The organism is Facklamia sp. HMSC062C11 (assembly GCF_001810675.1).
In the GTDB taxonomy this organism is placed as follows: Bacteria; Bacillota; Bacilli; order Lactobacillales; family Aerococcaceae; genus Facklamia; species Facklamia hominis.
The window spans coordinates 57,981-78,888 of sequence record NZ_KV802403.1; the positions used below are offsets into that span (position 1 = coordinate 57,981).

The 20,908-nt window shown below is 38.8% G+C and carries 29 protein-coding genes; all 29 read left to right on the forward strand.

Annotated elements, in window-relative coordinates; genetic code table 11:
- Positions 1-9: 9 nt before the first annotated feature.
- The 29 genes from HMPREF2758_RS05800 to HMPREF2758_RS05940 all read left to right on the forward strand — a co-directional run bounded on the left by HMPREF2758_RS05800 (position 10) and on the right by HMPREF2758_RS05940 (position 20,889).
- A complete protein-coding gene (locus HMPREF2758_RS05800) occupies positions 10-195 on the forward strand; it encodes a type Z 30S ribosomal protein S14 (protein WP_006908502.1) in 186 nt (61 codons plus the stop codon).
- Positions 196-225: 30 nt separating this feature from the next.
- Positions 226-624: a 30S ribosomal protein S8 gene (gene rpsH, locus HMPREF2758_RS05805; RefSeq protein WP_006908503.1), complete on the forward strand. Its 399-nt coding sequence runs from the start codon at positions 226-228 to the stop codon at positions 622-624.
- 32 nt (positions 625-656) lie between these two features.
- A complete protein-coding gene (gene rplF / locus HMPREF2758_RS05810) occupies positions 657-1,193 on the forward strand; it encodes a 50S ribosomal protein L6 (RefSeq protein WP_006908504.1) in 537 nt (178 codons plus the stop codon).
- Between the two features lie 47 nt (positions 1,194-1,240).
- Positions 1,241-1,597, forward strand: coding sequence for a 50S ribosomal protein L18 (rplR, locus tag HMPREF2758_RS05815; protein ID WP_006908505.1), 357 nt, complete (start codon positions 1,241-1,243; stop codon positions 1,595-1,597).
- 20 nt (positions 1,598-1,617) lie between these two features.
- On the forward strand, positions 1,618-2,121 hold the full coding sequence (gene rpsE / locus HMPREF2758_RS05820) for a 30S ribosomal protein S5 (RefSeq protein ID WP_006908506.1): 504 nt from the start codon (positions 1,618-1,620) through the stop codon (positions 2,119-2,121).
- A 10-nt stretch (positions 2,122-2,131) separates the two neighbouring features.
- Positions 2,132-2,311, forward strand: coding sequence for a 50S ribosomal protein L30 (gene rpmD, locus HMPREF2758_RS05825; RefSeq protein WP_006908507.1), 180 nt, complete (start codon positions 2,132-2,134; stop codon positions 2,309-2,311).
- A gap of 32 nt (positions 2,312-2,343) precedes the next feature.
- Positions 2,344-2,784 (forward strand): 50S ribosomal protein L15, encoded by a 441-nt coding sequence (rplO, locus tag HMPREF2758_RS05830; RefSeq protein ID WP_070609593.1) that lies wholly within the window; start codon positions 2,344-2,346, stop codon positions 2,782-2,784.
- Positions 2,784-4,073, forward strand: a complete 1,290-nt coding sequence (gene secY, locus HMPREF2758_RS05835) for a preprotein translocase subunit SecY (RefSeq protein WP_070609594.1) — start codon at positions 2,784-2,786, stop codon at positions 4,071-4,073. The genes rplO and secY overlap by 1 nt, the downstream gene beginning before the upstream one ends.
- A 32-nt stretch (positions 4,074-4,105) precedes the next feature.
- Positions 4,106-4,765 carry an adenylate kinase gene (locus HMPREF2758_RS05840; protein ID WP_070609595.1) on the forward strand — a complete coding sequence of 220 codons (660 nt, stop codon included), beginning with the start codon at positions 4,106-4,108 and terminating at the stop codon, positions 4,763-4,765.
- Positions 4,766-4,792: 27 nt separating this feature from the next.
- Positions 4,793-5,011, forward strand: coding sequence for a translation initiation factor IF-1 (infA, locus tag HMPREF2758_RS05845; RefSeq protein ID WP_006908511.1), 219 nt, complete (start codon positions 4,793-4,795; stop codon positions 5,009-5,011).
- A 28-nt stretch (positions 5,012-5,039) separates the two neighbouring features.
- Positions 5,040-5,153, forward strand: a complete 114-nt coding sequence (rpmJ, locus tag HMPREF2758_RS05850) for a 50S ribosomal protein L36 (protein ID WP_006908512.1) — start codon at positions 5,040-5,042, stop codon at positions 5,151-5,153.
- A 20-nt stretch (positions 5,154-5,173) separates the two neighbouring features.
- Positions 5,174-5,527, forward strand: coding sequence for a 30S ribosomal protein S13 (rpsM, locus tag HMPREF2758_RS05855; RefSeq protein WP_006908513.1), 354 nt, complete (start codon positions 5,174-5,176; stop codon positions 5,525-5,527).
- Between the two features lie 27 nt (positions 5,528-5,554).
- Complete coding sequence (gene rpsK, locus HMPREF2758_RS05860; RefSeq protein WP_006908514.1) at positions 5,555-5,944, forward strand: 30S ribosomal protein S11; 390 nt, start codon at positions 5,555-5,557, stop codon at positions 5,942-5,944.
- A gap of 71 nt (positions 5,945-6,015) precedes the next feature.
- The gene (locus HMPREF2758_RS05865; protein WP_006908515.1) at positions 6,016-6,960 is read left to right on the forward strand and encodes a DNA-directed RNA polymerase subunit alpha; all 945 of its coding nucleotides are present in this window, start codon (positions 6,016-6,018) and stop codon (positions 6,958-6,960) included.
- A gap of 24 nt (positions 6,961-6,984) precedes the next feature.
- A complete protein-coding gene (rplQ, locus tag HMPREF2758_RS05870) occupies positions 6,985-7,365 on the forward strand; it encodes a 50S ribosomal protein L17 (protein WP_006908516.1) in 381 nt (126 codons plus the stop codon).
- Between the two features lie 194 nt (positions 7,366-7,559).
- Positions 7,560-8,396 (forward strand): energy-coupling factor ABC transporter ATP-binding protein, encoded by an 837-nt coding sequence (locus tag HMPREF2758_RS05875; protein WP_070609596.1) that lies wholly within the window; start codon positions 7,560-7,562, stop codon positions 8,394-8,396.
- Positions 8,366-9,262: an energy-coupling factor transporter ATPase gene (locus HMPREF2758_RS05880; protein ID WP_070609597.1), complete on the forward strand. Its 897-nt coding sequence runs from the start codon at positions 8,366-8,368 to the stop codon at positions 9,260-9,262. Before HMPREF2758_RS05875 ends, HMPREF2758_RS05880 begins: the two co-directional genes overlap by 31 nt.
- Positions 9,259-10,053, forward strand: coding sequence for an energy-coupling factor transporter transmembrane component T family protein (locus tag HMPREF2758_RS05885; RefSeq protein ID WP_070609598.1), 795 nt, complete (start codon positions 9,259-9,261; stop codon positions 10,051-10,053). Before HMPREF2758_RS05880 ends, HMPREF2758_RS05885 begins: the two co-directional genes overlap by 4 nt.
- 43 nt (positions 10,054-10,096) lie before the next feature.
- On the forward strand, positions 10,097-10,888 hold the full coding sequence (gene truA / locus HMPREF2758_RS05890) for a tRNA pseudouridine(38-40) synthase TruA (RefSeq protein WP_070609599.1): 792 nt from the start codon (positions 10,097-10,099) through the stop codon (positions 10,886-10,888).
- A complete protein-coding gene (locus tag HMPREF2758_RS05895; protein ID WP_070609600.1) occupies positions 10,878-11,390 on the forward strand; it encodes an N-acetyltransferase in 513 nt (170 codons plus the stop codon). Before truA ends, HMPREF2758_RS05895 begins: the two co-directional genes overlap by 11 nt.
- A 158-nt stretch (positions 11,391-11,548) precedes the next feature.
- Positions 11,549-12,703 (forward strand): ABC transporter substrate-binding protein, encoded by a 1,155-nt coding sequence (locus HMPREF2758_RS05900; protein ID WP_070609601.1) that lies wholly within the window; start codon positions 11,549-11,551, stop codon positions 12,701-12,703.
- Between the two features lie 63 nt (positions 12,704-12,766).
- Positions 12,767-13,651, forward strand: a complete 885-nt coding sequence (locus HMPREF2758_RS05905; RefSeq protein WP_006908523.1) for a branched-chain amino acid ABC transporter permease — start codon at positions 12,767-12,769, stop codon at positions 13,649-13,651.
- A gap of 11 nt (positions 13,652-13,662) precedes the next feature.
- Positions 13,663-14,625, forward strand: coding sequence for a branched-chain amino acid ABC transporter permease (locus HMPREF2758_RS05910; RefSeq protein ID WP_070609602.1), 963 nt, complete (start codon positions 13,663-13,665; stop codon positions 14,623-14,625).
- Positions 14,626-14,627: 2 nt separating this feature from the next.
- Positions 14,628-15,398, forward strand: a complete 771-nt coding sequence (locus tag HMPREF2758_RS05915) for an ABC transporter ATP-binding protein (RefSeq protein ID WP_006908525.1) — start codon at positions 14,628-14,630, stop codon at positions 15,396-15,398.
- 2 nt (positions 15,399-15,400) lie between these two features.
- Positions 15,401-16,042: a CBS domain-containing protein gene (locus HMPREF2758_RS05920; RefSeq protein ID WP_070609603.1), complete on the forward strand. Its 642-nt coding sequence runs from the start codon at positions 15,401-15,403 to the stop codon at positions 16,040-16,042.
- 33 nt (positions 16,043-16,075) lie between these two features.
- Positions 16,076-17,689 carry an ABC transporter permease subunit gene (locus HMPREF2758_RS05925; RefSeq protein ID WP_070609721.1) on the forward strand — a complete coding sequence of 538 codons (1,614 nt, stop codon included), beginning with the start codon at positions 16,076-16,078 and terminating at the stop codon, positions 17,687-17,689.
- Entirely contained in the window at positions 17,682-18,428 is a 747-nt protein-coding gene (locus tag HMPREF2758_RS05930) for an amino acid ABC transporter ATP-binding protein (protein ID WP_070609604.1), read from the forward strand. Before HMPREF2758_RS05925 ends, HMPREF2758_RS05930 begins: the two co-directional genes overlap by 8 nt.
- A gap of 224 nt (positions 18,429-18,652) precedes the next feature.
- Positions 18,653-18,973: a hypothetical protein gene (locus HMPREF2758_RS05935; protein ID WP_016648634.1), complete on the forward strand. Its 321-nt coding sequence runs from the start codon at positions 18,653-18,655 to the stop codon at positions 18,971-18,973.
- Positions 18,964-20,889, forward strand: coding sequence for a V-type ATP synthase subunit I (locus HMPREF2758_RS05940; protein ID WP_070609605.1), 1,926 nt, complete (start codon positions 18,964-18,966; stop codon positions 20,887-20,889). The genes HMPREF2758_RS05935 and HMPREF2758_RS05940 overlap by 10 nt, the downstream gene beginning before the upstream one ends.
- Positions 20,890-20,908: the final 19 nt, after the last annotated feature.

Sequence of the window (20,908 nt, forward strand, 5' to 3'; positions counted from 1 at the left end):
GGCATTATCTTGGCTAAAACATCAATGAGAGTTAAAAACCAACGCAAACCTAAGTATAAAGTTCAAGAATATACCCGTTGCGAACGTTGTGGTCGTCCGCACTCTGTATATCGCAAATTTAAACTTTGCCGTATTTGCTTCCGTGAACTAGCTTACAAAGGTCAAATTCCAGGTGTTAAAAAAGCAAGCTGGTAAGAATTCGAATAACTAAGGAGGTAAAAACATATGGCAATGACAGATCCAATTGCAGATTTTCTAACTCGTATTCGTAACGCCAACAGTGTAGGACACAAAAGTGTCACTGCACCTTCTTCTAATACAAAATTAGCGATTGCTGAAATTTTAAAAGACGAAGGATTCATTAAGAATTACGAAGTTATTGAAGATAACAAGCAAAACCAAATTAAAATTACGCTTAAGTATGGCCGTAACAATGAGAAGGTCATTACAGGAATTAAACGTATTTCAAAACCAGGTTTAAGAATCTACGCAAAATCAGAAGATGTTCCTAAAGTACTAAACGGCTTAGGAATTGCAATCATTTCAACATCAAACGGTGTTATTACAGATAAACAAGCACGTCAACAAAATGTTGGTGGCGAAATTTTAGCCTACGTTTGGTAGAATATATATTAAATTAAAGGAGGTGCAGCCCTGTGAGTCGTATTGGTAAATCACCCGTAACAATTCCAGCAGGCGTAACCGTAAGTTTAGACGGTCATACAGTGACCGTAAAAGGACCAAAAGGTGAATTGACACGTCAATTGAGTCCGAAAATTTCATTAGAAATTAAAGATAACGAAATTGAATTTACAAGACCTGACGATTCCAAAGAAAACCGTTCACTTCATGGAACAACACGTTCAATTGTGAATAATATGGTTGTTGGAGTTTCTGAAGGATTTAAAAAAGAGTTGCAATTAATCGGGGTTGGATATCGTGCTCAAAAGCAAGGTAATAAGCTCGTATTAAATGTGGGTCTTTCTCACTCTGTTGAATTTGAAGCCGAAGAAGGTGTTGGATTTGATGTACCTTCTAACACTTCTATTATTGTAGAAGGCTTTAATAAAGAAAAAGTTGGAGAACTTGCGGCAAATATTCGCGCTGTAAGACCACCAGAACCTTATAAAGGAAAAGGTATCCGTTATGTTGACGAATACGTTATCCGTAAAGAAGGTAAGACAGGTAAGTAATCTAGTATTAACTTACACCCTAAAAATTATAAAAAGAGGTGACTATTGTGATTAATAAGCCAGATAAAAATAAAACACGTCAAAAAAGACATCATCGAATTCGCAATAAAATTTCTGGTACTGCTGAGTGCCCACGCTTAAGTGTATTCCGTTCGAATACTAACATCTACGCTCAATTAATTGATGACGTAGCGGGTGTGACGCTAGCAAGTGCCTCTAGTCAAGATCAGTCCGTTGAAAAATCAAACAAGATTGACCAAGCAAAAGCAGTTGGTAAATTGATTGCTGAACGTGGTGTTGAAAAAGGTTTGAAGCGTGTTGTCTTTGATCGTGGTGGATACTTATATCATGGACGTATCAAAGCTTTAGCCGATGCAGCTCGTGAAAATGGACTTGAATTTTAAAAGAAGGAGGAAAGCTAAGAATGGTATATATTAACCCAGATAATTTAGGCGAATTAGAAGAGCGCGTAGTTGCCATCAACCGAGTTACTAAGGTTGTTAAAGGTGGACGCCGTCTTCGTTTCTCCGCATTAGTCGTGGTTGGTGATAAAGAAGGCCATGTTGGTTTTGGTACAGGTAAAGCTCAAGAAGTACCAGAAGCAATTCGTAAGGCAGTTGATAATGCTAAGAAGAGTTTAGTCAAAGTACCAACAGCTGGAACTACAATTCCTCATGAAACAATTGGTGAGTTCTGTGGCGGACGGGTAATGTTAAAACCTGCTCAAGCTGGTTCTGGGGTTGCTGCTGGTGGACCAGTCAGAGCGATCATGGACTTGGCTGGAATTGCCGATGTAACTTCTAAGTCATTAGGATCAAATACACCAATCAATATGATTCGTGCGACAATGCAAGCAATCCAACAACTTAAAGTTGCTGAAGATGTAGCTGATTTACGCGGAAAATCAGTTGAAGAATTGTTAGGTTAGGAGGTATTTTATGGCTAATTTAGAAATTACCTTAAAACGCAGTCTGATCGGTCGCAAGAAAAACCAAGTTGAAACAGCGAAAGCACTCGGCTTGACTAAGACTTATAAGACCGTTGTTAAACCAGATAATGATTCTATCCGAGGAATGATTTCCGTTATTTCTCATTTAGTAGAAGTCAAAGAAGCTTAATTTTAGTATACTAGTACAAGGAGGTGCCAATGATGAAATTACACACTTTAACCCCTGCAGAAGGTTCTCGTAAAGCGCGTAATCGTGTAGGCCGTGGACAAGGTTCAGGTAATGGTAAATTAGCTGGACGTGGACAAGGTGGTGCTAAACAACGCTCTGGCGGAAGCACTAAGTTAGGTTTTGAAGGGGGACAAACTCCTCTATACCGTCGTTTACCAAAACGCGGATTCAAGAACATTAACCGTAAAGAATATGCGATTGTTAACGTAGAAAGTCTAAACCGTTTCGAAGAAGGCTCAACAGTGGATGTGGACGCTCTATTTGAAGCAGGACTTGTTAAAAAAGAACTTTCAGGAATTAAAATTTTAGGTGAAGGTAAATTAGAGAAAAAATTAAGTGTCAAAGCTCATAAGTTCTCTAAAGCAGCAGAAGAAGCAATTACTGTCGCTGGTGGATCGATTGAGGTGATTTAATGGTCACTTTTATTAAGAACGCTTTTTCTTCTAAAGATGTAAGAAATCGTATTTTCTTTACGCTCTTTATTTTAGCTATTTTCAGACTTGGGTCGCATATTCCAGTTCCTGGAGTGAATGCCAATGTTTTAGACACCCTAGCTTCCCATGGCTTGTTGGGGATGTTAAATGCTTTTGGAGGGGGCGCACTAAAACGTTACTCCTTATTTGCTATGGGTGTTTCACCTTATATTACAGCATCGATCATTGTCCAATTACTTCAAATGGATATTGTTCCAAGATTTACTGAATGGGCAAAACAAGGTGAAGTCGGCCGGCGGAAGCTTAATCAATGGACTATCTATTTAGCGATTGTCATTGGTTATATTCAATCATTAGGGTTATCCTTTGGTATGAATCGAATGTCCCACTTGAATTTAATAAAAAATCCAAGTACAGCCACTTACTTGATCATTGCGCTTGTCTTAACAGCGGGTAGTTTACTACTTGTCTGGCTAGGTGAGCAGATTACAAGAAAAGGGATCGGTAATGGCGTTTCCATTTTGATTATGGCGGGGATTGTTTCGCAAGTTCCGGTTGAAGTTAAAACGTTCATTAAGACAATGATTATTAATGCTGGAGATAAACTAACTCGTAATCTGTTGATTATGGGAGCCGTTATTTTAGCGCTATTTATAATGACTGTGTTTGTGGTTGTGATGGAGAGGGGACAACGTCGTATTCCTGTTCATCATGCTCGTAAATCAGGCGGTCGTCATATGGCTCATTTACCATTAAAGATTAACTCAGCTGGAGTTATTCCAGTAATCTTTGCTAGCTCATTTATTACAACACCTCAAACGATTATCGGGTTAGTTAACCCAAATCCAACAGGTAGCGTAATGCAGTTCCTAGTTAAATTATTTAACATTCAACATCCATATGGAGCAATCTTCTATACTATTTTGCTGATCGGATTTACTTTCTTCTATTCGTTGATTCAGGTCAACCCAGAAAAAGTTGCTGAAAATTTGCAAAAGCAAAGTGCTTATATTCCAAGTGTTAGACCAGGTAAAGATACCGAAAATTATTTAACGAGCTTGATCAATCGATTAAGTGGAGTTGGGTCAATTTATTTAAGTATCGTTGCTCTATTACCGATTGTTGTTGGATTTATTTGGAAAATTCCAAGTAATATTGCCCTTTCGGGTACTAGCTTGTTGATTGTTGTCGGCGTTGCAATTGAAACGGCTAAACAAATCGAAGGTCGGATTGTTAAACGTCGTTATCAAGGTTTCTTGCATATATAATGCGTTAAGACATAAAAAGGATGAGAAAAACGATGAATATCATATTAATGGGTCTACCTGGTGCAGGTAAAGGGACTCAGAGTGACCAAATTACTCAAGATTATCCAATGGTTCATATTGCAACAGGAGATATATTTAGAAAAGCCATTAAAGATGAAACACCTTTAGGTTTAAAAGCTAAGTCTTATACTGATCATGGGAATTTAGTTCCGGATGAAGTAACAAATGCCCTTGTTAGTGAACGGCTTAATCAAGATGATGTGAAAAAGAATGGCTTTATGTTAGATGGCTATCCACGTACCATCGACCAAGCTCAAGCACTTAGTCAAAACTTAAAAGAACTATCGACTCCAATTGATGCTGTCGTATATATAGATGTTGATCCACAAGTGTTAAAGGAACGATTAAGTGGTCGTTTCTCTTGTGCGAAATGCGGAGCAAGTTATCATAAACTTTTTAATCCACCGAAAGTGGAAGGTATCTGTGATAAATGTGGCGCAAGTGACTTCTATCAACGTGAAGATGATGCCCCTGAAAAAGTTTCTCACCGTATTGATCTTCAAATGGAATCAATTCGTCCAATTTTAGATTATTATGATCAATTAGGTCTCTTACATCGCGTTAATGGACAGGATTCAATTGAGAATGTTTATGCGAATGTTAAAAGAATTTTAGAAAAACAATTGGATTGATTCTAGAGAAGGGAGCATACTATTCGAATGTCAAAAGATGATGTAATCGAAGTAGAAGGCACTGTCGTAGAAACCTTGCCTAATGCAATGTTTAAAGTAGAATTAGAAAATGGCCATGAAATTTTGGCTCATGTTTCTGGTAAAATTCGAATGAATTATATTCGCATTTTACCCGGCGATAAAGTGACAATCGAATTGTCACCTTATGACTTAACTCGTGGCCGGATTACTTATCGCTTTAAGTAATCCCCTAAGTCAAATAAGGAGGTAAATGATGAAAGTTAGAGCATCTGTAAAACCAATTTGTGAAAAATGTAAGGTAATTCGCCGTAAAGGTAAAGTAATGGTGATTTGCCAAAACCCTAAACACAAACAACGTCAAGGATAATTTAAAAAGGAGGGAATCGTATGGCTCGTATTGCTGGAGTGGATATTCCACGTGATAAACGAGTTGTGGTATCGTTAACCTATATTTATGGTATCGGTAACTCGACTGCAAAACAAATCTTAGCTCAGGCTAATGTGTCGGAAGATACGCGTGTTAAAGACTTAACGAACGATGAAGTTGATCGTATTCGTGAAATTGTTAATCAGATTAAAGTAGAAGGCGATCTTCGTCGTGAAGTCAGCATGAATATTAAACGACTTCAAGATATTGGTTCTTACCGTGGAATTCGCCACCGTCGTAATTTACCAGTACGTGGTCAAAACACAAAGAATAATGCCCGTACTCGTAAAGGCCCTAAAAAACCAATTAGATAATTATTAAGATAGAAGGAGGGAATAGTCATGGCAAAACAAACACGTAGAGGACGTCGTCGTGTCAAGAAAAATGTCGAAAAAGGTGTAGCACATATTCGTTCAACATTTAATAATACGATCGTTATGATCACTGACGTTAATGGTAATGCGATTTCTTGGTCTTCAGCGGGTTCATTAGGATTCCGTGGTTCTAAAAAATCAACACCATTTGCAGCTCAAATGGCTTCAGAAGTTGCCGCTAAAGGTGCAATGGACCATGGTATGAGAAGTGTTGAAGTAACCGTTAAAGGCCCAGGTTCAGGACGTGAATCAGCTATTCGTTCACTACAAGCAACTGGTTTGGATGTTACTGCAATTCGTGACGTAACACCAATTCCTCATAACGGATGCCGTCCACCAAAACGTCGCCGTGTATAATTAATGCTCATTAAGTCGGTTGTGTTTGAACGATTGGCGCGACAAACGTTTTGAAAGGGGCAGAATAATCAATGATTGAAATTGAAAAACCAGAAATTAGAACAATTGAAATTAGTGACGATGCGAAATATGGAAAGATAGTCGTAGAGCCGCTAGAACGTGGTTATGGAACAACCCTTGGTAACTCATTACGTCGAGTGCTATTATCTTCATTGCCTGGAGTGGCAGTAACGAGTATTCGGATCGAGGGAGTACCTCATGAATTCTCGACCATTAAAGGGGTTGTCGAAGATGTGCCCACAATTATTCTTCAATTAAAACAGTTAGCTTTATTGAAACATGCCCAAGAAGATAAAGTCATTGAATTAAATGTGACAGGTCCCAAAACAGTGACAGCTGCAGATATTATTCATGATAATGAAGTAGAAATCTTAAATCCAAACTTATACCTCTGTACCATTGCAGAAGGTGGCAGCTTGAATATTAAGATGAATGTCGCTAGTGGCAGAGGATTCGTAAGAAGTGAACATAATAAGACAGAGGATATGACTATTGGTGAAATTGCGATTGACTCAATTTATACACCAATTACTAAAGTGAATTATCAAGTAGAAAATACACGAATAGGTCAAAGAAACTCTTATGATCGCTTAACTCTCGATATTTGGACCGATGGCTCAATCAGTCCTGAAAAGGCCCTAAGTTTAGCAGCAAAAATCCTAACAGAACACTTGAATACTTTTGTCGATTTAAATGATGAAGCACGTCAAGTAGAAATTATGGTTGAAAAAGAAGAAGCAGAAAAAGAAAAATTGTTGGTTATGACCATTGAAGAATTAGACTTGTCTGTTCGTTCTTATAATTGCTTAAAACGTGCGGGTATTAATACAATACAAGAGTTAACTAATAAAACGGAATCAGAGATGATGAAAGTTCGCAATCTTGGACGGAAATCACTGGATGAAGTAAAGAATAAATTAACAGGTTTAGATTTAAGCTTACGCGAAGAAGATTAATGAGTTGCAAAGGAGGAAAGAATTATGTCATATCGTAAATTAGGACGTAAAAGTGCTCAACGTAAAGCAATGTTACGTGATTTGACCACAGATGTGATTATTAATGAACGCATCGAAACGACCGAAGCTCGTGCAAAAGAGGTTCGTAAATCCGTTGAAAAAATGATTACTTTAGGTAAAAAAGGCGATTTAGCATCACGCCGTCGTGCAGCATCATTCTTACGTAATGAAATAGCTGATGCTCGTATCGAAGACGATCAAGTAGTTATTGAGTCTGTATTAGATCGTTTATTTGATACTTATGCAGAACGTTATGCAGAGCGTAACGGAGGATATACTCGAATCCTTAAAAAAGGTCCACGTCGCGGAGACGGAGCACCGATGGTTATTATTGAATTGGTTTAATGATTAATCAATTTATTTCACTTTTATGATGAAGAGTGTTATGATTTCAAGGATGAAGTCTAGCTCTATAGCAAGTAAGCCATGAGTTTGGCGGATTAAAGCTGGTTATCCGGCTTTAATCCTTGCTATCATCTTAAAGTGCTTTTTTTTTAAACAAAAATAAATTCAGCCGTGAATAGTTAGGAGTTCGTAAAGTGGAAGCTATCATAAACGTTCAAGATCTTTCTTTTCGTTACCCCAACGCCAGCCGGGATGCTTTAAACTCGGTTTCTTTTTCTGTTAATAAGGGGGAGTGGTTGGCAGTTATCGGACCCAATGGTTCTGGCAAGTCGACCTTGGCTAAAATGATCAATGGTCTCCTGGCTCCTTACCAAGGGTCGGTGGAGGTAAACGGCCGGTTATTGAACGAGGATTCTTTGTGGCAGATCCGAAAAGAAGTAGGGATTGTCTTTCAAAATCCAGATAATCAATTTGTAGGGGCGACTGTCGAAGACGATGTGGCATTTGGTTTAGAAAATTTGGGGATTGATCGCCAAGAGATGGTTCAACGAATCCATGAAGTCTTAAAACAGGTAAGAATGGAGGCTTTCTTAAAGAAAGAACCCGCTAAGTTATCTGGCGGGCAAAAGCAACGCGTCGCTATTGCAGGCATACTTGCTTTAAGACCTGATGTAATTATTTTAGATGAGTCGACGTCGATGCTGGATCCGCTAGGAAGAAAAACAATTATCAAGACGGTCCGTGAGCTTAAAGAAAAATACCAGCTCACGGTTATTTCGATTACTCATGATATTGATGAAGCTAGTCAAGCGGATCGTATTTTAATTCTTAAGGAAGGGAAAGTGATGAAGCTCGCTTTACCAGAAGCAGTATTTTCTTTGGGAGAAGATTTAATAGCAATGGGATTAGATTTACCCTTTGCTGAAAAATTACGTCTTTGTTTAAAGGAGCAAGATGTTCCTGTTCCTGACAAGTATTTAACCGAGGAGGAATTAGTAGAATGGCTATCCCAATCGTATTTGACCAAGTAGGTTTTACTTATTACCCGAATACACCTTTTGAGGTACCCGTTTTAAAGGATATTAATTTAAGTCTCGGTCAAAAAAATATAACGGCAATTATCGGACATACCGGTTCTGGGAAATCGACTTTAATTCAACATTTGAATGTTCTTTTAAAGCCAACTAGAGGGAAAGTAATTATTGATCAACGAGAAATTACTGCTGAAGCCTCTCAAAAAAATTTGAAAGCTTTAAGAAAGAAGATCGGTGTCGTCTTTCAATTTTCAGAAGCTCAATTATTTGAAGAAACGGTACTTAAAGATGTTATGTTTGGACCCTTGAATTTTAAGGTGAGTCAAGAACGGGCTAGGGAGATCGCTATTAAATGCTTGAAACGTGTAAGAATTTCAGAAGCCTTATTCGATCGATCTCCTTTTGAATTATCCGGAGGGCAAATGCGGCGTGTAGCGATTGCTGGAGTCCTAGCCTTGGAACCGGAGGTTCTGGTTTTAGATGAGCCAACGGCAGGTTTAGATCCACTTGGTCAATGGGAAATCTTACAGATGTTTATGGATTTACAAAAGCAAGAAGGGCTATCCTTGATTTTAGTGACTCATCAAATGGATGATGTGGCGCGTTATGCTGATCAGGTCGTAGTCTTAGAAAAAGGGCAGGTTATTAAAGTCGCTACCCCTACAGAAATTTTTTCCCAGCCAGATTGGTTGGAGGAGAAGCAATTAGATTTGCCACATAGTTTATTGTTTCTCAATCAGTTAAAAAAGCGTCTTGATCAAACAAATGATCACATTGATGAATTAGTTCCATTGACTCATGAGGAACTCGCTCAAACTCTTATTCAATGGCATGATCGGGGAATAGATGGAGGACAGATATGAATCAATTAATTATTGGGCGATATATCCAGATGGATTCCTTGGTTCACCAACTTGATCCTCGGACTAAATTATTAACGACTTTTTATTTTATTCTTATTGTGTTTTTTGCTAATAGTCTAGCTTCTTATGCGGTCTTACTAATCTTTATCTTATTGGGTGTTAAGCTGAGCCGAATTCCTATTAAATTCTTTTTTAAAGGTTTAAAGCCGATGTTTTGGATTATTTTGTTTACGGTAATTTTTCAATTACTGTTTACCCAGGGTGGAAAAAGTTATTTTTCATTTGCCTTTATATCAATTACTTCTTTGGGTTTACAAAATGCTTTTTATATCTTTATGCGTCTATTTTTGATTATCATGATGTCAACCTTAATGACTTTAACGACTGCACCGTTAGAGTTAACGGATGGCATTGAACATTTAATGCGACCACTAGCAAAAGTTGGTTTTCCTGCTCATGAAGTCGCTTTGATGTTATCGATTGCCTTAAGATATGTACCAACACTCATGGATGAGGCCACTACTATTATGAATGCCCAGCGGTCACGAGGGGTAGAATTTGATGAAGGGTCCATAATGCAGAGAATGAAGGCGGTCGTTCCAATCTTAGTTCCTTTATTTGTATCAGCTTTTAATCGTGCGGAGGAATTGGCGACGGCCATGGAATCTAGGGGGTATCACGGATCAGAAGGTCGTAGTAAGTATCGCCAATTATCTCTTCAGCGGGCAGATGTTCTGGTGGCTTTGTCACTTATATTATGGACGGGTCTGGTTTTCTTTTTTAGGATTTAATCTAGATTCATATAAAGCTAAGTTGTTTGGATAGGAGAATATTATGCCGCGTTATGTCATAAAACTTCAATACGATGGGACTCGTTACGTGGGCTATCAGGTTCAACCTAATGGGCCATCGATTCAAGGTGCCCTGGAGGCTGCTTTGTTAAAGATTACCAAGCAAAAGTCAGATCAAAAAATAGCCACTTCTTGTTCGGGCCGAACGGATTCGGGTGTTCATGCTTTGGGTCAGGTTGTTCATTTTGATTTGGAATTAGATTTACCTCCAGTAGCAATTCTTAACGCCTTAAATGCATTATTAGATAAAGATATTCGAGTGGTAGCAGCAAATAAGGTGTCAGATCAATTCCATGCACGTTACCAGGTCTTAGGTAAAGGCTATCGTTATCGTATAGATACTGGTAAAGTGCTTAACCCCTTCAAGCGTTTCTATACGACCCATCATCCTTATTCCTACTCTTTAACCTCGATTCAAAATGCCTTGGAGCCCTTATTGGGTTGGCATGATTTTACATCTTTTTGTTCAACAAAAACAGATAAAGAAGATAAGCGAAGAACGCTCTATAAAGCGGAGGTACGAGAAGACAGTGAAGGGCAAGAATTGATTTTTGATTTCTATGGGAATGGTTTTTTGTATAATATGATTCGAATTATTGTGGGGACAGCGATGCAAATTGGTGATGGTTTAAAAGATCCTTCTGAAATGCAACGCCTTTTACAAGTTAAGGATCGAAATCAAGCTGGACCTACTGCTCCTCCGCAAGGGTTATATCTGATGCACGTAGATTATCGTCAGGATCCTTTTGAAGGGGGGGTTTTTAGTGAAGACTAGTGTCCGATTAGCTAGACTTTCGGAGATGGAAACTTTACAAAAGATATACGATCAGGGGCAAAAGTTTCAAATCAAGCAAGGAAATTTGCATCAGTGGGCTCCGGGATATCCGGGACTCGCGCAAATTAAAAGAGATATTCTTAAAAATCGCTTATTTGTGTTAGCTGATGAGAGAGATCACATCTTAGCCGCTATGGCTTTAATAGCTGGTATTGATCCTACTTATCAGCATATTGAAGGTAGAGGTTGGTTGGATGAAACTTCATATCATACTGTTCATCGCTTCGTTAGTGCTGGATTAAGGAGGCATTCTGGGCGAGATTTATTAAAATGGGCTATTAGTCAATGTGGTAACATAAGAATTGATACTCATAAAGCAAATCGTTCTATGCTTCAGTTACTAGAGGATCTAGGTTTTACTCATTGTGGGCGAATCTACTTATTAAATGGTGATCCGCGAGAAGCCTTTCAAATTCATCTTGATCAAGGAACTAGTCATTAAGCTAATAGCTAGATTAGATAGACTCGAAAGAGTCTATTTTTTATGGATTGAAAAATGAAAAAACAACAAGATGAAAACGTGTTTTTCTCATTTTCATCTTGTTAAACTCTAATAGTTTGATATAATGAGTTCATCTTTTTTAGAATGAGGAATTGCTTATGAAATGTATGAAAAATATATTCACTTTATTAGGAATATGCTTATGCTTGTGTTTGCCTATGAGTGTCTCTGCTAATGAAACGATCAAGGTAGGAGCAAATTTTGAATTGTCCGGTCCAGGGGGGAATTATGGGCAAGATATGGTTGATGGAATTAACCTAGCGATTGATCATTTAAATCAAAAAGGTGGCTTATTAGACCATCGGTCTGTGGACTTGGTTACTTTTGATAATCGGTCAGATACAACAGAATCAGCTTCATTAGCCCAAAGAATGATTAAGGAGAAAGTAGTGGGTGTTTTGGGACCAGCGATGACTGGGACTTCCTTAGCGACCGTGCCGATTTTATCCAATGGAAAAGTACCATTAGTATTGCCAGCGGCAACAGGAGCAGGGTTAACTTTGAAGGAAAATGGGGATGTATGGGAGTATCTTTATCGAGTTTGCTTTGAAGACCCCTTTCAAGGACGAGCAGGCGCTCGTTTTGCTTATCAACATTTAAAGGCTAAGAAGGTCATGGTAGTGACTGATGCGATTTCAGATTACTCCCAAGGGATATCAGATAATTTTATGAAAGAATATAAAGGTTTAGGCGGTGATATCTTGAGTCAGGCCTTCTTTGCTAGTGGTGATCGTGATTTTACAGCGCTATTAACGAGTATTTACACGCTTAAGCCGGATTTAATCTATTTACCTTGCTACTATACTGAAGCGGGTTTGTTTATTAAACAAGCGAGAGAAATGGGCATTGAAACACCTATTTTAGGATCGGATGGCTTTGCTTCAGATGTTCTTTTGGATCTAGCAGGGGATCAAAATACACATGATGTTTATTATACAGATCATTTCTCACCATTAAGTGATAACCCTAAGGTACAATCATTTTTGAGTGATTTTCAGGCGAAATATCACCGAGAGGCCTCAACATTTTCAGCTCTTGGCTATGACGCAGCAAATTTATTGTTTGATGCGATTGAACGTGCTCAGTCAACGGATACGGATAAAGTGAATCAAGCCTTGGCTTCGACGAAAGATTTTGAGGGAGTGACGGGTAGTTTTTCGATAGATGCGAATCATAATCCAATAAAGAGTGCGGTTGTTGTCAAATTAGACCAAGGGAAAGTAGATTCAGCCGTAGAGGTACAGGTTAAGTAGTGATTTTAACGATAGGATTCGATAGCTACTGTTAGATATAATGAATAATGGAAGAGGTGTCTCATGCAGGTTCAGTTGTTTTTGCAGCAAATTATTAATGGCCTATCTTTAGGCTCTATTTATGCGCTAATTGCTTTGGGCTATACCATGGTTTATGGAATTATAAAATTAATTAACTTTGCCCATGGGGAAGTATTTATGATGGGAGCATTTGTTAGCTTTTTTGTTCTAGCATATTTGAAGGTTAATTTTTATATTTCAATGTTGATTGCGATGATATTTTGTGCCTTGTTAGGTGTCATTATTGAGAAGATTGCTTATCGACCTTTGAGAAAATCAACTCGTGTGGCAGCCCTGATTACAGCGATCGGCGTATCTTATTTAATCCAAAATTTGATGGTTTATTTTATTGGGCCTGAAGTGCGTTCTTTTCCATCACCGATAGTAGGGGCGCCAATTCAAGTTTTTGGGATATATATTCAACTAAAACAAATTTTTGTTTTTGTGATCAGTATTGCCTTGATGTTGATCCTCCAGTTTTTAATTAATCATACTAAAATGGGTAAAGCGATGCGGGCCGTTGCCGTTGATGCTCAGGCAGCGGAATTAATGGGTATCAATGTCAATCGGGTTATTTCATTTTGTTTTGCCATTGGATCTGGAATTGCTGGTATCACAGGTGTACTTTTTGGTATCTACTATGGGGCGATTGAACCAACCATGGGAACGATGCCGGGCCTGAAGGCCTTCGTTGCGGCGGTTGTGGGTGGTATTGGCTCTATTCCAGGAGCTATGATTGGAGGCGTGTTGATTGGAGTTTTAGAGACTCTAGTGACTGCCTTAGGCTATTCGATGTATAAGGATGCAGCAGTTTATGCGCTATTAATTATGATTCTTTTAGTCCTTCCACAGGGGATTTTGGGAAAAAATAAGAAGGAAAAAGTATAGGAGGTCAGGCGATGACACGATTTCATGGCAAAAATTTAATATGGCTCACGTTCATAAGTTTGTGCTTTTTAGTCATTGGTCTGATGATTCATTTGGATTGGATTAATGCCTATTATGAAGTGACCTTAGTAACAATAATGATCAATATCATCTATGCGGTAGGGTTAAACCTGATTTTAGGGGTGGCTGGACAGTTTTCATTGGGACATGCGGCTTTTATTGCGGTGGGAGCTTATTCTGCCGCATTAATCTCTAAAAGTATTGCTAATCCGTGGTTAGCGATCATACTCTCTTTTATAGTAGGGATGGCATTAGCTGCAGTTTTAGCTTTTCTAGTGGGTCTACCAACGCTCCGTTTAAAAGGAGATTATTTGGCGATTGCGACACTAGGTGCAGCTGAAATGGTTCGAGTCTTATTGATAAACTGGCGTGGATTAACCAATGGCGCTGCAGGAATTAATAACATCCCGCTGACGACTTCTTGGCAGTTGACCTTTGTAATATTGGTACTAACAACAATCCTCATCTTGAACTATACTTATTCTTCGGTCGGTCGTGCAACCCTGGCTATGAGTCAGGACGAGATTGCTGCAGAAGCCATGGGGGTTCCTTTAACCAAGTATAAGTTAGGAGCATTTATCCTGGGAGCGATGACAGCTGCCATGGGAGGAGCCTTGCAAGCTAACTTTATTGGGGTAGTGACTCCGAGTGATTATACATTTAATCGATCGATTGATATTCTTATTATTGTTGTTTTTGGAGGAATTGGTTCCTATACAGGAAGCTTCCTGGCAGCGATTATTTTAGGTTTAATTAATCTCGTGTTGCAAGACTATGGACAATTGCGAATGGTGTTTTATGCATTGGCACTCATCTTGATTATGATTTTTAGGCCAGCTGGATTGATGGGACACAAAGAGTGGCGATTAGCGAGTCAATTACAGCGTAAAATTCAGCAGCGCAAGGAGGCTTAGCAATGACAAGATTAATTGTTAAAAACTTAAGTAAAAATTTTGGCGGTCTAGCGGCAGTCTCAGATGTGTCGCTAACGTTTGATGATAATGCCTTAATTGGCTTAATTGGTCCAAATGGGGCTGGAAAGACCACTTTGTTTAATTTATTAACTGGGGTGTATGTACCTAGCTCAGGCGAAGTTCTTCTAGAAAAAGAGGATCAAACGATCAAGCTAAATGGAATGCGGTCTGATCAAGTAACGCATCAAGGTTTAGCGCGAACTTTTCAGAATATTCGTCTTTTTCCACAACAAACAGTGATCGAAAATGTTTTAGTAGCTATGGATGCCCATAAAAAAAGTCGGTTATGGGATCATTTATTAAGGACGAGTGTATTCTATCAAGATGAGGCACAATTGCGTCAAGAAGCATTGAATCTTTTGGAGCGGCTAGATTTAGCAGATATGGCTAATGAAAAAGCAACGAATTTAGCATATGGCCAACAAAGACGTTTGGAAATAGCTAGAGCATTAGCGACTAATGCTAAAATACTTTTCCTTGATGAGCCTGCTGCTGGGATGAACCCTCAGGAAACGGATCAACTGAGTCAATTAATTTTAGCGATTCAAAAAGATTTTAAGATGACAATTGTTTTAATTGAACATGATATGTCTTTGGTCATGGGTATCTGTGAGAAGATTTATGTGTTAGAATATGGGCGACTCATAGCCCAGGGAAGTCCGGAGCAAATTCGGGAAAATCCTCGCGTTATTAAAGCATACTTAGGAGGTTAATTATGTATATTTGTGATTATATGAGTAAGGACTTAATTACTGTCAGTCCTTCTACAAGCATGATGCAAGCAGCGGATTTGATGGATGAAAAAGATATTAATCGTCTGCCTGTGATCAAAAATGATAAAGTCATTGGCTTAGTTACAAAAGAAACGATTATCGCTAACCGACCTTCTCAAGCGACGTCTTTGTCTGCCCATGAGGTAAATTATTTATTGGAAAAAACGCGAGTTGAAGAAATTATGGAGACTCAGTATCTTACGATTGGACCGAAAGAGCAAGTGGAAAAAGCGGCCCAGTTGATGTTACAACATCATGTAGGTGTTTTACTCGTGATGGAGGATACCAAGCTTCTGGGGCTTATTACAGATAAGGATATCTTTAAGGCCTTTGCTGAAATATCAGGTTATACCGTTAAGGGTGCCCACTTAGTGATTGAACTTGCTAAAGATAAACAAGGCGTTATTGAAGAAGTTGGGGACGCCTTAGTAGAAACTAATAAAAATTTAACGCATATGACGGTTTATCATGTGGACCAAGGAATACGAGTGGCTTTACATATTGATGATCAAGAGACGGACTCATTAAAACATGCCTTAGAAAATAGAGGGTATCATGTGATGGCTATTTATTTAAAAGACTAGATGGTAACTGTTCAATCAAAGAAAGGAATTGTCATGCAAATTAACAAAAGGTTTATTTATAGACTATGGGCCATCTTACTCTTAGTTTGGCAAATCGTGCCCACCACTGTTTTGGCAAATGAGAGTGGCTTAGAAACAAAAGGTGTATTAAGAGTAGGAATGGAAGCAAATTATGCACCCTTTAACTGGTCTCAATCATCGGCTGCCGATCAAGCGGTGGCGATTTCTAATTCAAATGGGGAGTTTGCTAATGGGTACGATGTTCAAATTGCCAAAAAACTAGCCGATTCCTTAGGGCTGGGGTTGGAGATCGTCAAATTAGAATGGGATGGCTTACCACCAGCACTCGAATCAGGTAAAATTGATGCGATTATTGCAGGAATGTCACCAACCCCAGAGAGACGCCAACAAATTGATTTTAGTGATTCTTATTATACATCGGATATTGTTGTTGTTGTTAAAAAGGATGGACCTTATGCTGAGGCCAAGTCTTTAAAGGATTTTGCAGGGGCAAAGATTACGGGACAGTTAAATACCTTCCATTATGATTTGATTCCACAAATTCCACAAGTCGATCAGCAGACGGCCATGGATTCATTTCCAACTATGATTTCTTCAGTCGTATCTAACAAATCGGACGGCTATGTCTCGGAACGGCCAGGAGCCATGGCCGCAGTTGCTGCGAATTCAGATTTAACCTATGTGGCTTTCGAAGAAGGGCAAGGTTTTGATACTAAAGAGGTTGATACATCGATTGCGGTGGGATTACGAAAAAATTCGCCCCTAAAAGCTGCAATTAATGAGGCTTTAACCGCTATTCCTGAAGATGAACGTCAAGACTTGATGCAAGCAATGGTAGATTTAAATCAAAGAGGACCTTCGAAGGGTTTTTGGTCGGATGTTGCTAGCGTATGGTCTTCTTATGGTGGTCAGTTTATAAAAGGAGCTTTAACGACCCTGTTTATCGCATCGGTATCAACTTTATTCGGATTTTTGCTAGGCTTGTTAGTGGCAATATTTCGATCGATTCCTGTTGCTAAGCACCGTCAACCTTTGTTGTACTATCTTCATAAATTAGGAGATTTTATCGTTGTAGCCTATATTGAAATTTTCCGTGGAACACCAATGATGGTTCAAGCAATGTTGATTTTTTATGGGTCCAAGCTATTTTTCAACTTAGATCTATCCTCGATTGTGGCAGCCTTGTTCATTGTGTCGATTAATACAGGAGCTTATCTAGCGGAAGTCATTCGTGGTGGCATCACTTCTGTTGATAAAGGACAAACGGAAGCAGCAAAAGCGATTGGTTTGAACCATACGCAAACAATGGTATCGGTCATTTTACCACAAGCGATTCGTTCGATCTTGCCCACTCTAGGGAATGAATTTGTGATTAATATTAAGGATACTTCTGTTTTAAACGTGATCGCGGTGACAGAACTCTTCTTTATTACACGTTCAGCGGCTGGATCCACCTATTTAACCTTCCAGACATTCTTTATTACGGCGTGCATCTATTTTGTCATGACTTTTGTTGCGACTCGATTATTAAATCTTTTTGAAACCCATCTAGAAGGAGCAGACCATTATAAGGTTTACACCTCGTCATCCTATCCAACAGTAAAGGAGGAATCGTCACATGCCTAGTTCAATTCTTCAAGTCCAGCATTTACAGAAAGCATTTGGCGATCATCAAGTGCTTAAAGATATTAATTTTGAAGTTAATTCCGGAGAAGTTATTTCGATTATTGGTTCATCGGGATCGGGTAAATCGACGTTGTTGCGTTGCTTAAATCTGTTAGAAGAACCTAGTGGCGGAAACATTCTTTTTCACGGCCAGTCCATTTTAAAGCGTCATGCTTCTCCAACGGCATTACGCGCCAAGGTAGGGATGGTCTTCCAATCGTTTAATTTATTTAAGAATATGAATGTTTTAGAGAATTGCTGCCTTGGCCAGCAAAAAATCCTTAAACGTTCAGAAAAAGAAGCTAAAGAGATTGCCTTAGCGAATTTAGATAGGGTGGGTATGGCTCCTTATCGGGATGCTCTTCCAAAACATTTGTCAGGTGGCCAGCAACAGCGGGTTGCCATTGCACGAGCTTTATCCATGGATCCTGAAGTGCTTTTATTTGATGAACCGACATCTGCTCTTGACCCTGAGATGGTAGGGGAGGTCTTGGACATTATGACCCAACTAGCCAAGGAAGGTTTAACCATGATTGTGGTTACCCATGAGATGACTTTTGCCAGAGACGTATCGAGTCGTGTGGTGTTCATGGATAAGGGTTATATTGTCGAAAGTGGCGTACCGGATCAAGTCATTAATCATCCAAAGCATCAACGGACCCAAGAATTTTTGGCCCGTTATTTAAACGAGCAACAATAAAATAATTAAGGATACAAAGAATAAAAACGATTAAACAGTTCTAATTTTTGTTTAATTGTTTTTATTCTTTTTGATTGTTTTAGGTGTTAGTAAAAATGTTTCTACTTATTTATAGGGAGAATCTATAAGCTAAATATGGCTTTCCATCGCGGTTTGCTAATAGGAAATCGCCTTGAAGACGTTTTATTAATGTAGTATAATTAATAGCTATAGGGGGTGAAGCAGTGGCTAATCTAGTGGATCAAGTGAATTCAATTGAATCAGCTTGTGCTGCCAAAGAGGCGGAATATCAAAACAAGCTGAAACAATTGAATCTCGAGTTTGAAGACAAGAAAAAAGCTCTAGAGGAAGATTTTGAAAAGGAATTGAAAGCGTTTAAGGAACATGTTCGCCAGGAACAGGAAGATAAGTTCAAAACAGTCAAGGACCAATTTCAATCAGACAGCCAGCAGAAGATTAAGCAGATGGAAGCAGATATACTTCAACGCCGGCAAGAGCTTGAGCAAAAAATTGCTAAGAAGGTGGTGGAAGAAATATGGCAATAGCCAAGATGGTCAAAATATCAGCTATTGTGGAGGAAAATAATCGTAATCGATTGATGAAAGAATTGCAATCGATTCAGAAGATAGAAGTTCGTCCGATTAATCCAAACCAAGTGGATGGTACTCGGCCAAGCACCAGTCAACGCTTAAATGAGCTGGATGATCAATTGCAAGATGTTCGCTCAGCCATGCGTTTTTTAGATAGTTATTTGAAAGCTAAGGGTTTTAAAGAAAAATATATGAAGCCTTTACCAACAATGACTTTAGAAGAGTTGGAACAGCAAGTATCTTTTGATGAGATTAAATCAGTGACTCAAAAAGTTTGGGCCAAAAAAGAGAAGCTTGAAAAGCTTGAAAGTGACTTACAAGTCATTAATAATGAAGCTGATTTCTTTAGTAAGTGGCAAAATCTTCACGCTATTCCAGCTTATCACCGAGCTCCAAAATATACCAAGTTATATATTGGGACACTGCCTCAGACGAATGACAATGAGTATATCAATGCTGTGCGTGAGAACAAAGATATAATCGTTGAAGAGGTTTACCAATCAAGAGATGAAATCGGTTTGGTAATTGCAACGAGTCTTGATAAAAGCTATGAAGTAAATCAGTTCTTAACACAGAATCGTTTCCAAGCCTTGGATTATCAATTTGCAGACTTACCTGCGAATTTATTAAAAGAGCGCCATCAACAAGCGGAGGATTTAAGAAAAGAAGCTCAAGCAGAGCGTTTATCATTAGCAGATTTCCAAGAGGAATATCGTGTGCTTGAGATGGCTGAAGAAATTCTTTATGCGCTTTATCAAAGGCAGGAAGCCACTGAAAGCTCAATGACCAGTGATCGTTTGTTTGCGATTGAAGGCTGGGTGGCCAAGGATGAAGCGCCTGCGATTATTAAGAATGTTGAAGAAGCTTTACCAGGCCAAATTTATATTAGTCAAAGTGATGTGGTGGAAGATGAAGTGGATGAGGTACCAACTAAATTAGAAAACCCATCATTGATTGCACCTTTTGAAAACATCACTAAAATGTATGGAACGCCTAAATATAATGGTTTTGATCCAACGAGCTCTTTAGCGCCGTATTACTGGATTTTCTTCGGAATGATGATGGCGGACCTTGGTTATGGCCTTTTATTATGGCTAGGTACACTGATTCCGTTGAAGTTCTTCACAATGGATCAAGGAATGAAGAAAAACATTAAATTCTTCCATATTTTAAGTTACTCAGTGATTGTATGGGGATTGTTGTATGGTTCTTTCTTTGGAGCCGCGCTACCCTTTAAGTTGTTATCACCGACTGAAGACGTGATTGCTGTTTTAGGTTTATCTTTTGGACTTGGATTTATTCAAATTCTTCATGGATTAGCCTTGCATACAGGGCTTAATTGGAAGAGCGATAAAGCCTCTGCGATCAAGGACGGTTTAGCCTGGATCGTTATGCTGTGCGGATTTATTATTGCGGCCTTAGGGCCAATGGTATTACACCAAGCTATTTTACAAAAGATTGGTCTATACATGGCAGGAGTCGCAGCCTTGGTGATATTAGGTATTGCGATTATAAATAGTAAGAATAAGGCAGCTGGATTTGCTGCGGGATTGTATGATCTCTATGGTGTGTCTGGTTACCTTGGTGATATTGTATCTTATAGTCGGTTAATGGCTTTAGGAATCTCTGGTGGGTCAATTGCCCTTGCCTTTAATATTTTGGTTGCTTATTTACCACCAGTTGCTCGTTTTACCGTTGGGGTTGTATTAATTATCGCCCTCCAATTGTTTAACTTTGGATTATCCTTGCTGAGTGCGTATGTTCACTCAGACCGGCTAATATTCGTTGAATTCTTTGGTAAATTCTACGAAGCAGGTGGTCGCGAATTTGCACCATTGAAATTTTTAGACAAACACGTAAATATTAAATAACTATTTAGGAGGAATCATT

Coding starts and splice junctions, on each gene's coding strand:
- rpsH (WP_006908503.1), top strand. CDS start 226: ATGGCAATGACAGATCCAATTGCAGATTTTCTAACTCGTATTCGTAAC.
- rpsE (WP_006908506.1), top strand. CDS start 1,618: ATGGTATATATTAACCCAGATAATTTAGGCGAATTAGAAGAGCGCGTA.
- rpmD (WP_006908507.1), top strand. CDS start 2,132: ATGGCTAATTTAGAAATTACCTTAAAACGCAGTCTGATCGGTCGCAAG.
- rplO (WP_070609593.1), top strand. CDS start 2,344: ATGAAATTACACACTTTAACCCCTGCAGAAGGTTCTCGTAAAGCGCGT.
- secY (WP_070609594.1), top strand. CDS start 2,784: ATGGTCACTTTTATTAAGAACGCTTTTTCTTCTAAAGATGTAAGAAAT.
- HMPREF2758_RS05840 (WP_070609595.1), top strand. CDS start 4,106: ATGAATATCATATTAATGGGTCTACCTGGTGCAGGTAAAGGGACTCAG.
- infA (WP_006908511.1), top strand. CDS start 4,793: ATGTCAAAAGATGATGTAATCGAAGTAGAAGGCACTGTCGTAGAAACC.
- rpmJ (WP_006908512.1), top strand. CDS start 5,040: ATGAAAGTTAGAGCATCTGTAAAACCAATTTGTGAAAAATGTAAGGTA.
- rpsM (WP_006908513.1), top strand. CDS start 5,174: ATGGCTCGTATTGCTGGAGTGGATATTCCACGTGATAAACGAGTTGTG.
- rpsK (WP_006908514.1), top strand. CDS start 5,555: ATGGCAAAACAAACACGTAGAGGACGTCGTCGTGTCAAGAAAAATGTC.
- HMPREF2758_RS05865 (WP_006908515.1), top strand. CDS start 6,016: ATGATTGAAATTGAAAAACCAGAAATTAGAACAATTGAAATTAGTGAC.
- rplQ (WP_006908516.1), top strand. CDS start 6,985: ATGTCATATCGTAAATTAGGACGTAAAAGTGCTCAACGTAAAGCAATG.
- HMPREF2758_RS05880 (WP_070609597.1), top strand. CDS start 8,366: ATGGCTATCCCAATCGTATTTGACCAAGTAGGTTTTACTTATTACCCG.
- HMPREF2758_RS05885 (WP_070609598.1), top strand. CDS start 9,259: ATGAATCAATTAATTATTGGGCGATATATCCAGATGGATTCCTTGGTT.
- truA (WP_070609599.1), top strand. CDS start 10,097: ATGCCGCGTTATGTCATAAAACTTCAATACGATGGGACTCGTTACGTG.
- HMPREF2758_RS05900 (WP_070609601.1), top strand. CDS start 11,549: ATGAAATGTATGAAAAATATATTCACTTTATTAGGAATATGCTTATGC.
- HMPREF2758_RS05905 (WP_006908523.1), top strand. CDS start 12,767: ATGCAGGTTCAGTTGTTTTTGCAGCAAATTATTAATGGCCTATCTTTA.
- HMPREF2758_RS05910 (WP_070609602.1), top strand. CDS start 13,663: ATGACACGATTTCATGGCAAAAATTTAATATGGCTCACGTTCATAAGT.
- HMPREF2758_RS05915 (WP_006908525.1), top strand. CDS start 14,628: ATGACAAGATTAATTGTTAAAAACTTAAGTAAAAATTTTGGCGGTCTA.
- HMPREF2758_RS05920 (WP_070609603.1), top strand. CDS start 15,401: ATGTATATTTGTGATTATATGAGTAAGGACTTAATTACTGTCAGTCCT.
- HMPREF2758_RS05925 (WP_070609721.1), top strand. CDS start 16,076: ATGCAAATTAACAAAAGGTTTATTTATAGACTATGGGCCATCTTACTC.
- HMPREF2758_RS05930 (WP_070609604.1), top strand. CDS start 17,682: ATGCCTAGTTCAATTCTTCAAGTCCAGCATTTACAGAAAGCATTTGGC.
- HMPREF2758_RS05940 (WP_070609605.1), top strand. CDS start 18,964: ATGGCAATAGCCAAGATGGTCAAAATATCAGCTATTGTGGAGGAAAAT.